The 13,847-nt window shown below is 57.0% G+C and carries 11 protein-coding genes and 2 pseudogenes; 3 read left to right on the forward strand and 10 right to left on the reverse strand.

Annotation, left to right across the window (positions count from 1 at the left end; all coding sequences use genetic code 11):
- Positions 1 to 74 precede the first annotated feature (74 nt).
- Positions 75 to 695, reverse strand: a complete 621-nt coding sequence (locus tag BF12_RS0102735; protein ID WP_024950932.1) for a YrbL family protein — start codon at positions 693 to 695, stop codon at positions 75 to 77.
- 278 nt (positions 696 to 973) lie between these two features.
- Here BF12_RS0102735 and BF12_RS0102740 point away from each other — a divergent pair, with 278 nt between their 5' ends.
- Both BF12_RS0102740 and dinB read left to right on the forward strand, forming a co-directional pair.
- Positions 974 to 2,320, forward strand: coding sequence for a Na+/H+ antiporter family protein (locus BF12_RS0102740; RefSeq protein WP_024950933.1), 1,347 nt, complete (start codon positions 974 to 976; stop codon positions 2,318 to 2,320).
- 209 nt (positions 2,321 to 2,529) lie between these two features.
- On the forward strand, positions 2,530 to 3,591 hold the full coding sequence (gene dinB, locus BF12_RS0102745; protein WP_024950934.1) for a DNA polymerase IV: 1,062 nt from the start codon (positions 2,530 to 2,532) through the stop codon (positions 3,589 to 3,591).
- Between the two features lies 1 nt (position 3,592).
- Here the strand turns inward: dinB and BF12_RS0102750 are convergent, their stop codons facing one another.
- The 5 genes and pseudogenes from BF12_RS0102750 to purU all read right to left on the reverse strand — a co-directional run bounded on the left by BF12_RS0102750 (position 3,593) and on the right by purU (position 8,735).
- Positions 3,593 to 4,615 carry an HlyD family secretion protein gene (locus tag BF12_RS0102750; protein WP_024950935.1) on the reverse strand — a complete coding sequence of 341 codons (1,023 nt, stop codon included), beginning with the start codon at positions 4,613 to 4,615 and terminating at the stop codon, positions 3,593 to 3,595.
- Between the two features lie 94 nt (positions 4,616 to 4,709).
- Positions 4,710 to 5,645, reverse strand: a complete 936-nt coding sequence (locus tag BF12_RS18395; protein WP_211242372.1) for a glycosyltransferase family 2 protein — start codon at positions 5,643 to 5,645, stop codon at positions 4,710 to 4,712.
- Positions 5,642 to 6,064, reverse strand: a complete 423-nt coding sequence (locus tag BF12_RS22280) for a hypothetical protein (RefSeq protein ID WP_211242373.1) — start codon at positions 6,062 to 6,064, stop codon at positions 5,642 to 5,644. The genes BF12_RS18395 and BF12_RS22280 overlap by 4 nt, the downstream gene beginning before the upstream one ends.
- A gap of 13 nt (positions 6,065 to 6,077) precedes the next feature.
- A complete protein-coding gene (locus BF12_RS0102760) occupies positions 6,078 to 7,508 on the reverse strand; it encodes a TackOD1 domain-containing metal-binding protein (RefSeq protein ID WP_156941115.1) in 1,431 nt (476 codons plus the stop codon).
- Positions 7,509 to 7,882: 374 nt separating this feature from the next.
- Positions 7,883 to 8,735: pseudogene (gene purU / locus BF12_RS18400) on the reverse strand (formyltetrahydrofolate deformylase).
- A 373-nt stretch (positions 8,736 to 9,108) separates the two neighbouring features.
- On the opposite strand from purU, the pseudogene BF12_RS18405 reads away from it, so the two are divergent.
- Positions 9,109 to 10,688, forward strand: a pseudogene (locus tag BF12_RS18405) (ribonuclease J).
- Positions 10,689 to 10,817: 129 nt separating this feature from the next.
- On the opposite strand, the gene BF12_RS22615 reads toward BF12_RS18405, so the two are convergent.
- From BF12_RS22615 to moaC, 4 genes are read right to left on the reverse strand one after another with little or no spacing between them, the layout of a single operon-like run.
- Positions 10,818 to 11,279 carry an H-NS family histone-like protein gene (locus tag BF12_RS22615; RefSeq protein ID WP_246116508.1) on the reverse strand — a complete coding sequence of 154 codons (462 nt, stop codon included), beginning with the start codon at positions 11,277 to 11,279 and terminating at the stop codon, positions 10,818 to 10,820.
- A gap of 53 nt (positions 11,280 to 11,332) precedes the next feature.
- Positions 11,333 to 12,319: a GTP 3',8-cyclase MoaA gene (gene moaA / locus BF12_RS0102780; RefSeq protein WP_176426419.1), complete on the reverse strand. Its 987-nt coding sequence runs from the start codon at positions 12,317 to 12,319 to the stop codon at positions 11,333 to 11,335.
- Positions 12,319 to 12,894 (reverse strand): molybdopterin synthase catalytic subunit MoaE, encoded by a 576-nt coding sequence (gene moaE / locus BF12_RS18410; protein ID WP_024950939.1) that lies wholly within the window; start codon positions 12,892 to 12,894, stop codon positions 12,319 to 12,321. The genes moaA and moaE overlap by 1 nt, the downstream gene beginning before the upstream one ends.
- Before the next feature lies 1 nt (position 12,895).
- Positions 12,896 to 13,747 carry a cyclic pyranopterin monophosphate synthase MoaC gene (moaC, locus tag BF12_RS18415; protein ID WP_345917342.1) on the reverse strand — a complete coding sequence of 284 codons (852 nt, stop codon included), beginning with the start codon at positions 13,745 to 13,747 and terminating at the stop codon, positions 12,896 to 12,898.
- Positions 13,748 to 13,847 lie beyond the last annotated feature (100 nt).

Genomic DNA, 13,847 nt, shown 5'->3' on the forward strand with positions numbered 1-13,847 from the left:
GAAGGGTGAGTATCGACAGCGACCAGGGAGGCGCTCTGGAAATCAGGCGCTCTGGAAATCAGGCGCTCTGGAAATCAGGCGCCCCATAACCGAGCTTCAAGTTGCTGATGGTCCGCCGGCGTGAGCTGCCCTCCCTTGAGCAACTTCTTGAGAAAATGACGATAGCGGCGCGCAATCTTGCGCCGAGCAAGCCAGGCGACACCTGTGGCCAGTGGCAGGAAATCAGGATTGGAGATGCCATCAATCAGCCACAGACGTGGCGGCTGATCAGAGATGAACTGCACCACGACATTGCGATCATTCAGATCCGAGGGGATCAACCAGCGCTTGTCCAGATAATGATAGAGGCTTGCCAGCTCTTCTATCAGCTCGCTATCGCTCAGCGACGCCGGGCTGTCCTTGCAGACCTCACGCAGACGCCTTGAGGTAGTGCCATCGCCGTCGAGTATCAGATCAAACACCAAGCCCAGCCCTTCATGAGTCGCCACGCTACCGTGATATGCCGGTACGTGCGTCCAGTCACGCATGCCACGCCTGACAAGCCCTTCGAAATAGCGCTGCTCGCGCTGATTCTGACGACTTCCCTTGTCGGGATAGCGTGGCACCTTGATACAGCGCCGTGGATTCTGCGGGTCTTGATAGACGCGCCGATCATTCCCCATGCCAATTACGCGGGCATTTTCCAGCTCCAGCATGCGCACTCCTGTTGAATAACGCCTGCGACTGCAGCCGCCGGGCAGCTCGGCATTCTACAAAATGCTGTCAAGCGGCGCCAACCTGCACCAAAAACTGCATGCACTGTTCATCAGTCATTCAGCTTGGCGCGCCCATCTGGTACGATGCGCGCCGTTTTTGATGGTTTTCAGGATGACGCCATCAGTCGAACACCATGCGAGGTATTGCCCGAGATAGGGTGGCCACGCACCCCTGCCGATCTCGCGTTTCAGGCACTCACATCTCACGAGGTACTCGCATGAATGCGGTAATTCTGGCCGTCCTGGTCATGGTCGGTCTATCCTTGGCCCGCGTCTCGGTCGTCTTTGCGCTGGTCGCTGGCGCTCTGGTTGGCGGCCTGTTCAGTGGTCTGTCATTGACCGACACCATGACAGCCTTCAACGACGGTGTTGGTGGTGGCGCCAAGGTCGCACTAGCCTACGCCACTCTCGGTGCCTTTGCCGTGGCCCTGTCGCGCTCAGGCTTGCCGGATATGCTCGCAGCCCGCCTGATCGGCATGCTCGGCGGCCAGACCACGCCACGACGCCAGACAGCCATCAAATACGGCCTGCTGGGTAGCGTGACACTGGTCGCCATCTCGTCACAGAACCTGATTCCGGTGCACATTGCCTTCATTCCGATCCTGATCCCACCGCTACTGGTCGCCATGAACCGCCTGCGTCTTGATCGTCGCGCGGTTGCCTGCGCATTGACCTTCGGTCTGACGGCTCCTTACATGCTGCTGCCGGTCGGTTTTGGCTCCATCTTCCTCAACGACATCCTGCTGGCCAATATCAATGATGCAGGCCAGGCACTCGGACTGAATGTCACACGCGGCATGGTGCCAATGGCAATGGCAATCCCCGTCGGCGGCATGTTTCTCGGCCTGCTGACTGCACTGTTCGTCTCTTATCGCAAGCCGCGTGATTATGCGACTCGCGAGATCAAGTCTACCAATGTGCCTCACCACACACCGGTGCACGCTCCCACGAAGAGCGGTCTGATCATGGCTGTCATCGCCATCGTCGCGGCGCTGGCCATTCAGTTATATTCAGGTTCGATGATCCTGGGTGGGCTGGTCGGCTTTGCGATTCTCTCGCTCGGCGGGCTTTTCAAGTGGAACGAGGCAGATGATCTGTTCACTTCCGGCATGCGCATGATGGCACTCATTGGTTTTATCATGATCTCGGCAGCCGGTTTTGCCTCGGTCATGAAGGCCACTGGCGATATCCAGACACTGGTTGATACTTCCTTCCACATCATCGGTGACAACAAGCCGCTGGCCGCGCTGGTCATGCTGATCGTCGGTCTGTTCATCACGCTGGGAATCGGCTCCAGTTTCTCGACCATTCCGATCATCGCCGCCATCTATGTTCCGCTTGCGCTGCAGTTCGGTTTCTCGCCGCTGGCGACGGTCGCCCTGATCGGTACTGCAGCAGCGCTGGGTGATGCAGGCTCACCGGCCTCTGACTCGACACTCGGCCCAACCTCCGGCCTGAATGTCGATCAGCAACACGATCATATCTGGGACAGCGTGGTGCCGACCTTCATCCACTACAACATTCCGCTGATCGTGTTTGGCTGGATCGCCTCGATGACGCTGTAACACGCCATTCGGTTCAGTGAGCCACCGTCATCAGGTTTGGCAAGACAACGCGACAACGCCCGGCAAGGAGAGCACTCCTCCTTGCCGGGCGTTGTCGTTGTCATTAAGCGATACAGGAACAAGGCAGCAATGCAGCAATGCATCAGAGTGCGGTACGTGCCGCCAGACAACTACTGGACAACCATCCAGTCTTTTTGCATCATGCGTAGATGCGCAAGATACTCCACGCCGATTGCGACTGCTTCTATGCTGCCGTCGAAATGCTCCGCCACCCCGAGTGGCGCGATGTGCCGATCGCCATCGGTGGGCGCACAGAACAACGTGGCGTTATCGCAACCTGCAACTACCCTGCTCGCGCCTTCGGTGTCCATTCGGCCATGTCGACGGCACGTGCTCTACGCTTGTGCCCACAGCTGATACTGGTGCCGCCGGATTTTGAGCGCTATCGCGCCATTTCCGAGGAGATTCAGGCCCTGTTCATCGAGCTGACACCCCTGATAGAGCCGCTATCACTGGATGAAGCCTATCTGGATGTCAGTGACGTGACGGCCTTTCAGGGCAGCGCCACCTGGATGGCGCGCTGGCTGAAGGAAGAAGCCCTCAAACGCACCGGCATTACCCTCTCCATCGGTGTGGCCGCCAACAAGTTTCTGGCCAAGATCGCCAGCGACTGGGAAAAGCCCGATGGCCTGACGGTGATCACCCCACAAAACAGTGACGCATTCATCCGCCAGCTCCCTGTCGGAAAATTACATGGTGTTGGCCCCGCGACCTTGGCTCGCCTGACGCGGCTGGGCATCACCACCTGTGACGATATGCGTGAGACGCCGCTGACCACGCTGGTCGAGCACTTCGGAAAATTCGGCACCCGCCTGCATGAACTGGCGCATGGCATCGATGACCGCCCGGTCAGAGTCGAACACGAACGCAAATCCATCAGTGTCGAACACACCTATGACCATGACCTGCCAGACATGACCGCGTGCCTCGAATATCTTCCTGCGCTATTGGAGCGACTGACGCAACGCCATGCACGCCATGACAAGCCCATACTGGCCAAGCAGTTCGTCAAGGTACGCTTCAATGACTTCACCAGTACGACGCTTGAAAGCGCACTGCCCGCCTCGAGCACGTCACTACCCAGCACAGCAAGCTTTGCCATCCTGATGGAGCAGGCCTGGTTGCGTGGCCAACGCCCGGTGAGACTTCTGGGCGTCGGCGTGCGCCTCAAGGCACCCGAAGACGCTCAACAACTGGGACTTTTCCCGTAATTCATCGGCGCACGGATGCCTCATCCATCGAGGCATCATCGCCCCAGCTGCCCCACAGTGCCGAGGGTGAGCGCAGCCGAATTTCCAGCGGCAAACCTTCCACATCATGCTGAAGATCAATCTCTTCGAGCGGCGTCAATCTCACTTCCAGCATGGCCTGGTTGCCATCAAAGGGCCCTGCCAACTGCGACGGCAACTTCTGCGTCAATTCAGGCGGTGCGACGATACGCGCCAAAACGCTATGCCCATCGGAAAAATGCGCCTCCGCAATCCGGCCTACTGCCACCTTGCCCACATACTTTGGGGAGAAATAAGCATGTAACTCCGGCGCATTCGCTGGCACCAATACGCCCAGCGACTCACCGGCACTGACTCGCTGGCCTGCCTGCACATACGTCTTGGCCAATAAACCTTGCTGAGGGGCATCGATATTCAGCTCAGCGATGGTGGCTTCAAGCTGCGCCAGCTGTCGTGTCAGATTTTGACGACGCTGGACGACTGGCCCAGTGAGTTCGGCACGCAGTTTTTCACGCTGCTGTATCAACAGGTTTTCCTGAGACTGTGACAGCTGATCCTGAGCACTGGCCCGCGACACATGAATACTCGCCAGATCGGTCAATGGCACTTCGCCTTGACGTCTGAACGCATCAAACTTGTCTGCCAAGCTCGATTGAAATGTCAGCGAAGATTGCGCATTCGCCACGCGGCGCTGAGCAGTATCGATCAATGATTCACTTTGCTCCTGAGCGCCTTTGGCAGGTAGCGTCGCGAGTATGTCCATAAGCGCTTTCTGATCCGCGATGAGGGCTGAGTCTTCAAGCAAGAATAATGATTTTCCTTTGGAAACCTTCTCACCGGCCCCCTGTGGCACTGCCACGACCCGAGCATCACGTGGCTGGTGATCACTAGCGGTGAGTGGGTCAATACCGCAGGCGCCACCAGCAACACGCGATCGCGAAGCGCATACCAGCTGAAGGCAATCACTGGCACCAGGATCAATGCCATCAGGCCAAACCAGCGCCAACGTCCACCTCCACGGCGTACTTTCGCATAAGGTACCTTGAGGCCATTCTGCTGGTCAGGATGGCGGGATTTTTCAGGGTCGAAACGAATATCCATCAGAAGCGGTTTCCTCGGCGCAGGACCCACCATGGGGCCATGCTGGTTTCTTCGTGGCTACGGCGCAGCACTTCATTGAGAATCGCGACAAGTGCGAGCAGGCGTAGCGCCAATTGATACAGAGGCATGACCGGTAACCAGGCCATGTCGCGCAATGTCGAGCGTGGATCGCGGCTGACGCACAAAAAGCCGACCAAGGCATACCAGCTGCACAACACGAGATAGATCAAGTACAGCAATACACTGATGGTCACTGCATACACCGGCGGCTGAGTGGCATACCACCACACCACATATCCTCCGATGACGAAGGGCAGCGCCACGCTCTGGACCAATCCATATGTCAGCGTAAAGAGGGTGCCTGCCCAGCCCATCAGACGAGGACGAATCCCGCGCCAGTGCTTGCGCAGGTACACGAAGTAAAGATCTCCCTCCCAGCGCATGCGTTGACTGGCCAGACTCCGTACTGTTTCTGGCCCATCGGTATAGCCGATGGCGTCCGGAATGAATGCCAAGCGCATGTGCGGATGGCGACGCTGGTACTGCTTGAGGCGCAGTGTGAGATCGAGATCTTCTGCGGTATGCGTGTCCCAGCCGCCGACTTGACGCACGATATCGGTTCGGAAGATGCCGAAAGCCCCTGAGATATTGTTGATCAGGTTCCAGCGGGCAAGGCCGGTACGGCCATATTCGATGGACAGCAGATACTCAAGAGACTGAAGGCGAGTGACCAACGACTTGGTGCGATTGCGGATACGCAGGTTACCCGCGGCGGCCAACACATCAGGGTCCTCAAACACCACCACGCTGCGCGTGATCATGTCAGGCGCAAAACCGGTATCGCCATCCAATGCATACACCAGCTCGCCGGTGGCAAAACCAAGCCCAGTGTTAAGCGAGGAAACCCGCCCACCCCGCTGCCACTTGGGAATCACTCGCAGCGTACGGTGGGCAGTCGACGAAACGCCGCGGCCTGACGCCGCGCCGCCAGCAGAGTGGCCTGATTGGCCGTCGCGCCATCAATCACCATGATGACTTCTACATGGCCGGGATATTCCTGATGTAGCAAGGTTTGAGCGCTTTCGGCAACGCCTTCTCCCTCCGAGTAACACAGCACCAGACAACTGACTGACGGATAGCGCTGGGGCATGGTATCAGCATCATGCGGACCGCCACGTCCACGGTTACGAAGATGTCCGACCATGCCGGTAATCACGATGGCCGCCAGCGGCAGTTCAAAGAGAATCAGCAACGGCAACAGGGAGACGGTCCCCTTGAAGGAATGCAGCATCCACTCAACCGTCGAGTGTAGTTCCCACAGCACCTGAGAGATGAAGAGATCCAGCTCATTCATGTGGATCTCCTCCTCATGCCGATTCCGAGACTGATAGCGATTCCGGGACCGATGACGGAGGGCCTACCAGCAGGTTCGGAAGCCACTGCGATGCCTTGCCACTATGGTGTTCGCTCGGCAGCTCGTGCATCTCAAGCGACATGTTGAGCTGTCCATCGAGATGCTTGAGGTCCGTCAATGACTGGATGCGCAGCGCGACATCCTCGAAGCGTTCACGCGGCGTATGCGGTAACAGAAACAGCCACTGGTGCGCCGTGTATTCGCAGATGAGGTCTGTATCACGCAGCAGGCTACCCAGACGCTGGGCCATTCCCTCAAGAAGGTCATGCTCACCGTCACGATCGTGAGACAGCACCATCAACAAGTGACGATGAGAATGACGGCGCGCCAACGGCACCAGCAAGTCCAGCATATGGTGCAGGTCAGACGGCACCACACGCTGCCCGGGCAATGACGTCGACATGCCTACCTTGTCGGGGGCTGCCACAGCCCTGCGGCCTTCGCCGCTCAGCTGCAATGAGGCAATGCGCTGCTGAACCAGTTCGCCGGGCTGTTGTGTCTGACCGCAATCCAGGCAATGGGCCTCAACCTCGCCTTCTACCAGCCAGAGATCACACTTTCCGCAGGCCAGCGATTCCAGAGGACGGTCGTAATCCACGCCAATATGACGCAGGCGAACTCGGCACTTCGGGCAACTGAGCTGGTCATGCTGTGCGAAGCGGTCCATACGATCCACGTGTTCGCAGGCGAAGCAGTGCAGACCGTCCAGCGGCGTGAGATCCAAGTGACGGCAACGCGGGCATACATCCACATAATTGAGATGCACGCTTCGGCACTGACGACAATGACGAGTGCGCGTGACCAGCGCCTTTTCTTCAATCCAGCTGCGGTGCTCAAACGCGTCCAGCAGATTGCGTTGAGCAGCAGCCTCAATGCCCCACGCCGACAGCAGCGGCCAGTGACACCCGGCCTTCAGCTCCGCGGCAAGAGACACTGCCAGCACATGCTCTGGATAGAGGCTCCACCACCGCATCAGCCGTTCGAAGGGAGCAAGCACCTGATCATCACGCGCTTCACTCGCCTCGAGTGCCTCACGATGTTCGATAACAGTCTCCAGATGCATTGCTCGGCTGCCCGGCCATTGGTTGGCCAATGCCTGAACATGCGCTGTGACAGCGCCTTCGACGATGATGGGAATCAGCGCCCCATGCGGCGTGGCACGGATGGCCGAGAGCAACGTATCGAGCTGTCGCAGCCCATCAGGACCGTCTTCTTCGGGAAAGAGATGAATGGCGCTGAACTGCTCAAGCACAGGAAATGAGGGTGACACAGCCTGGGCGTGACTCGGTTCACTCGATGGGCAAAGCACTCGAAGTAGGGAATCTTGTTCGAGACGAATTTCAAGGGGGGGAGTCGCAGCGCGACCGACAACAGCAATACGCATGACAAGGCTTCCCATGAGGTGTGTCAGGCACGCCTGCTACCAAACTTTCGGGAAGGTGGAAAGAGTGGCAGCTGCATGCCGGATTCTGCTTCAGCCCCTCATGGACTAGCCTTGTACAACCAAGTTCACGCCCGTCGTTCGCCAATGATGACTTTAGTAGTAATTCCATGCTCGAAGAAGCATGAAAAGCTGCAAGTCTAATCACTTATAGTGACAAAGCTGGTTAAAAAGTTTTACGTAAAAACAAGCTATACCTTATGTAATAGCAGCTTGCAGATAACTGAATGATAAAAAAACCGGCACCTGCTGTGGCAGATACCGGCGGGGGGGCAAGGCGGCTGTTGTCTCATCTCAGATGGCGACGGCAAGAAATCTCAGGCAAAAACGATGGTCTTGTTGCCGTGAATCAGGACACGGTCTTCCAGATGCCAGCGTAGGCCGCGCGCCAATGCCTTTTGCTCGACATCACGTCCCAGACGCACCAGGTCTTCTGCGGTATGACAGTGAGTGACGCGGTGTATGTCCTGTTCGATGATCGGCCCAGCATCCAGCTCTTCCGTCACGTAGTGACAAGTCGCGCCGATCAGCTTCACGCCGCGCCCGAACGCCTGATGATAAGGCTTGGCACCGACGAATGACGGCAGGAAGCTGTGGTGGATATTGATCAGTCGACCCGCATAGCGCTCACACAATGTCGGCGGGATGATCTGCATGTAGCGCGCCAGCACGATGCAATCCGCTTGCGCGGCTTCTACCAGACGCTCTACCTCGCAAAAGCCGGTGTCTTGTCGTGCTTGTCGACCGGTACGTGGTGGAACGGAATGCCGTGCCACTCCACGAGAGAGCGCATGTCGTCATGATTGGAGATGACACAGGGAATATCACAATCAAGATCACCCGACTGCCAGCGATGCAGGAGATCAACCAGGCAATGAGAGTCCTTGGACACCATCAGCACGACACGCATCTTGGTAGCAGTGTCATGGACTCGCCACTGCATGCCAAACTCTTCACCAATCGGTGCAAAGTGCTTGCTCAACTCTTCAGCGCTCAACCCGATGGACTCGGGATTGATTTCATAGCGCATGAAGAAGCGACCAGCACCAAGATCGGAGTGCTGATTGGCTTCGGTGATCCAGCCACCCTGCTCAGCGATGAAGGTAGAGACCCGGGAAACAATTCCGACCCGATCAGGCAGGACACCACCAGGCGATAGGCGTGAGACATCGTAAGTTCAACCATTGTGAAAGCGGGAATGATGATAAACCGGTGACACACACCGGCGGGCACAAGTGACAGGCACTGATACGACAGCCTGTTGCTCGGCAAGGGGAGGCTATTGTAGCGGATCCCATGCGCGGGAACAGTGCTCGCTCGCCATTTGTCCTTCCTGCCAATTCGACCTCGGGGTCAGAGTGGAAGCCCTCACCAGTCGACGCCATCACAACTCGCCATTTGTGGCGCTTTGCGGGATTCCCGTATAGTTGAGCAACATTTTATTGATGGCATGACATCCATGTTGAAACCCCGCGTTCAAGTCCGTCAGAGACAACGTCCGCCGCTGCACCTGCTTCCGCTGGGTGGCTGCGGCGAAATCGGCATGAATCTGACATTGTATGGCTATCAGGATCACTGGATTGCCGTGGATTGCGGCATGATGATCCGCCAGGACCTTCCCGAAGGGCCATTGCAGGTTCCTGACATCGAGTCATTGGCCGGGCTAGGCATCTGCCCGAAGATGCTGGTGATCACGCATGGTCATGAAGACCACATCGGTGCCGTTGCCTGGCTATGGCCCAAATGGCGCTGCCCGATCATCGCCACGCCACTGGCGGCTGGTCTGTTGCGCGCCAAGTTTGCCGAGCGCGAACTCGAGACGTCTAGCCTGCAGATCATCGAAGTGGACGAAGGCTTCGAGTCAGGCCCCTTCGCCTTACGACTGTTGCCGTTGACGCACTCGATTCCCGAAAGCTGTTCATTGCTGATCGTGACACCGGAATATCGTGTGATGCATACCGGTGACTGGAAGCTGGACCCTGAGCCGCTGATTGGTGAGCCGACCGACCCGGAGCGCTATCAGGCTCTGGCACCGATCGATCTGGTCGTGGGGGATTCCACCAATGCCCCTCTACCAGCCATTCACGCAGTGAAGGCGAAGTCGCGCGCGCACTCGAGAAGACGCTGGCCGGCTGCCGCGGCCGTGTCGTCGTCACCTGCTTTGCCAGTAATCTGGCACGTATTCTCGCTCTTGGTCGTGCGGCGGCGCGCAATGGCCGCCGCATCAGTTTGCTCGGCCGCTCGATGGAACGCATGGTAAGAGTCGCACGCGGGCTGGGTTATCTGGACGACTTCCCACCGCTGGTGCCCGTCAAGGACCTCGGCTATCTCCCCCCGGAAGAAGTGATGGTGATCGCTACCGGCAGCCAGGGCGAGCCACGCGCAGCACTGTCACGCCTCGCCAATTCACGTCACCCAGACTTTGAACTGGCCGCTGGCGATACCGTCATCTTCTCTTCCAAGGCCATTCCTGGTAACGAGTTGTCTATTGGCAAGCTGCACAATGCGCTGACTCGTCTCGGCGTAGGCATCATGGAAGAGAAGCAATTCCCGGATCTACATGCTTCAGGACACCCGGCACAAGAGGAGCTACGCACCTTCTACGGCTGGCTGAAGCCTGTGCGCCTGCTACCGGTCCATGGCGAATATCGTCATCAACTGGCACATACCCAGGTGGCGCAGTCGATGGGAATCGATGCCCCTCTGATTCCCGTCAATGGGGACCTGATGCGTCTCGATGCCCAAGGGCTGTCGGTAGAGAAGCGCCTGACACTGCACGAGCGCATTATCGAGCACGATAAAGTCAGGCCATTGGACTCCATGGACCGACGCGCCCGTGCGCGACTCGGCCGTCATGGCAGTATTTCACTCGCGCTGCCAGTCACGCTTCAACAAGCGGGCTGGGTGCGCATCGGTCGATTGATGCTCGACATCAGCGGTACATCCAGCTTGGATGAAGAGAGCTTCTCCGAATGGCTTGATGACACTCTCGCAGGACTTGAAGCCACTGACGAGCGAGAGCTAAAGCAGCAGTTGGATGGTCGCATCAATCGCTGGTTGCGCAATCATTTGCGCCATGAGCCCGTGCTGTTCCTGCACGTGATGATCATGAGTGAAATGTAAAATCAGATCACGAATGAGACTGCTCCACCAACGCCGAATGTGAATAGCCAAAATACCGCATAAAAAAACCGCCCGGAGTTATCCGAGCGGTTTTTATTTTCCGCCAACACATGAACCGGCAGTTATTTATCAGGCGGTCTTATTCTTCGGCGGGCGACCACGACGCTTCGGCTGATCGCTGACGAGATCATCTACCGAAAGACCCGCTTCGATCATGGCATCTCTAATCTCGGCTAGCTTGCGTTCTTTAGCCACTTCCTCTTCGCGACGCTGCTCATCTTCTTCAGCTTTTTGCTCGATCACTTCATTGATGACTTCAGAAAGCTTATGCAGTTGCTCCATGGACAGCTGACGCGCAGCGGCACGAGCAACATTCTTGTTACGAGCAATCTTTTCCAGAGAATCTGCTGTCATTTTACTACCTCCATCGATATGAGCCAGACTGAAATCAATGCGTGATACCGCATCAGGTGGGCTAATGCAGCAAAGTATAAGCCCTAAGTGTGAACTAACAAGTCTTGATAAAAGCAAGGCTGTGTTTCCACAGGATAGATCAACAAAAACCCCGCTCAATGGCGGGGTCTTGATCAACGCTGCACTTCATGACACACACCGACACGGCTGAAACAGCCATGCAAGGGAATTCACCCGCCGGTCATGTTCATGAAGCGAACGATTTGAACATCACCGTTGGTCGTGAAGTGATGACGCTCGGGCTTGAGATGCATTGCATCAATAATCGCAGCCTTGAGCGGTTCAATATCATCGGGATAACGACGCATGATCTCGCGAAGATCCAACGAATGTTCGTTACCCAAGCATAACAACAACCGTCCTTCTACCGTCACGCGAACACGATTGCAGGTCGAGCAGAAGTTATGACTGTGTGGAGAGATGAAGCCGACACGCGACTCACTGTCTGCCATACGGAAATAACGCGCCGGCCCGAGACTGTCTTCTAGCGTCGGAATCAGGGGGTAACGTTCCTCAATCCGAGCTTGAACATCATCACTGGAACAGAACGTTTCTTCACGTCCATGATCAGACACCTCCCCCAGTGGCATCTCTTCGATAAAGCTGATGTCGAGTCCTTCCTGCCGAGCGAACTCGACCAGCTCAACCACCTCATGATCATTGCGTCCTTTGAGCACGACGGCATTAAGCTTGATCCTGAAACCTTCATCACGTGCTGCACGAATACCTGCAATCACCTTGGCAAGCTCTCCAGTCCTTGTCAGCGCTTTGAAGCGCTCAGGGTCCAGCGAGTCAAGGCTGATATTCAGGCGACTCATACCCGCCGCCTTGAGACGTGCTGCATGCTTGACCAGCCCAGAACCATTGGTCGTCATGGAGAAGTCCTTGAGCCCCTCCAGCGCACCAATCTCTTCAACCAGTGTGCCAATATCACGGCGTACCAATGGCTCACCGCCCGTCAGGCGAATCTTTTCAACACCTAGCTCCACAAAAGCACGTGCCAGCAGGGCGATTTCTTCGAGGCTCAACACCTCATCGCGCGGCAGGAACGTCATCTCCTCACTCATGCAATAAACACAGCGGAAGTCGCAACGATCAGTGACAGACAAACGCACATAGCGGATGCGACGACCGAAGTCATCGACCAGGGTTTCCATCACGTTTCTCCTGAAGTCTGAGGCACGCCGAGCGATGAAGGGTCAGGCTTGTCAGGATGCTCGGTCATGTTTGTAGCAGCCTCTGATACTGGCAGCTGCCAGCGCATCAGGGCATCACGATCGCTGGTGCGCTCACGCACCCAATAATCACCGGAAGCGGTGTGTTCTTTTTTCCAGAATGGCGCACGCGACTTGAGGTTATCCATCAGGAAATCACATGCCGCAAAAGCGGCCTGACGATGGGCACTCGCCACCAACACCAATACAATATTATCGCCAGGTTCGAGCCGACCCACACGATGGATGATGCGCGCCCCATTGAGAGAAAAGCGCTCACGTGCTTCATCAAGCAGCTGCTCGAGGCTGCGCTCGGTCATGCCAGGATAATGTTCAAGGGTCAGCGCAACCACGTCAGGACGCTGATTGAAGTCGCGCACCAAGCCAGTAAAGGCAACGATAGCCCCCACCTGCCCCCGTGTATTCGTCAGATACCGCTGCTCTGCACGGATATCAAAATCATCCACCTGAATACTGACAGAAAAAGCCTGCTTATCGGTTGAAGAAGGCATCGACATCTCAGCCTCCTGTGACGGGCGGGAAGAAGGCAACTTCATCGCCTGCCCGCAACGGATGGTCGTCGCGCACCATGTCCTGATTGACGGCACAGAGTACGCGCGTGTCATTCAGTGCTTCCAGCTGAGGATCGCGTAGCGCCAGCGTGCGTTTCAGGCCACCGACAGTAGCCTCCGTCAACGTCTCGGGATTCAGCACGAGGGACTCGAGGTCCAACCGTTCACGCAACTCAGCCAAGAAAAGCACCCGCAGCGTTTTACTCTCGCTATCCGTACGTGCGGTAGCCGCGCTAACGCCAGAAGGACTGGTAAAGACCGGGTTAGCCTCAGAAGAGTTCGTCATGGAAGAGCTGGCAGCCATCGAGAGCGAATCGGCTAGCGCAGCGCCGGTCGAGGCTACATCAGCAGAAGCGGTAGGCGCATTGTCACGCTGCCAGTCCCCGCTCTTGCCGCCGGTCTTGGTCTCGAGCTGGATATCACCAATCACGATGCCCTTGTCCACTGCCTTGCACATGTCATAGAGGGTCAGCGAGGCAACCGAGGCTGCTGTCAGCGCTTCCATCTCCACACCTGTGCGCCCGTTGAGACGACAAAACACCTGTACATTCACGCAGCTATTCACTTCATCAAGCGTGAAGTCGACCGTCACCTTTGACAGCATCAAGGCATGGCACAGTGGAATCAATTCATGTGTGCGCTTGGCAGCCTGAATACCGGCAATACGTGCCGTGGCCAGTACATCGCCTTTGGGCAGCCCGCCCTCCGCCAGCAGTGCAAGCGTGGCAGGCAGCATGCTGACGCGAGCACTCGCACGTGCCTCACGACGGGTTTCCTGCTTGTCCGCAACATCCACCATGTGGCTTCGCCGCGTGCATTGAGATGGGTAAGGCTCATGGGCTGTCTCATATCCGTGTCAGGTTCACCACTCTATGGCGGCTACCTCAAAAAGCATGGAG

This window comes from Cobetia crustatorum (assembly GCF_000591415.1).
GTDB lineage: Bacteria > Pseudomonadota > Gammaproteobacteria > Pseudomonadales > Halomonadaceae > Cobetia > Cobetia crustatorum.

Bases quoted from the DNA above. Each gene is read 5' to 3' on its own strand.
- moaC (WP_345917342.1), bottom strand. From the start codon at position 13,747: ATGGTGGATGTTGCGGACAAGCAGGAAACCCGTCGTGAGGCACGTGCG.
- BF12_RS22280 (WP_211242373.1), bottom strand. From the start codon at position 6,064: ATGAATGAGCTGGATCTCTTCATCTCTCAGGTGCTGTGGGAACTACAC.
- BF12_RS0102735 (WP_024950932.1), bottom strand. From the start codon at position 695: ATGCTGGAGCTGGAAAATGCCCGCGTAATTGGCATGGGGAATGATCGG.
- BF12_RS0102740 (WP_024950933.1), top strand. From the start codon at position 974: ATGAATGCGGTAATTCTGGCCGTCCTGGTCATGGTCGGTCTATCCTTG.
- moaA (WP_176426419.1), bottom strand. From the start codon at position 12,319: ATGGAAACCCTGGTCGATGACTTCGGTCGTCGCATCCGCTATGTGCGT.
- dinB (WP_024950934.1), top strand. From the start codon at position 2,530: ATGCGCAAGATACTCCACGCCGATTGCGACTGCTTCTATGCTGCCGTC.
- moaE (WP_024950939.1), bottom strand. From the start codon at position 12,894: ATGTCGATGCCTTCTTCAACCGATAAGCAGGCTTTTTCTGTCAGTATT.
- BF12_RS0102760 (WP_156941115.1), bottom strand. From the start codon at position 7,508: ATGCGTATTGCTGTTGTCGGTCGCGCTGCGACTCCCCCCCTTGAAATT.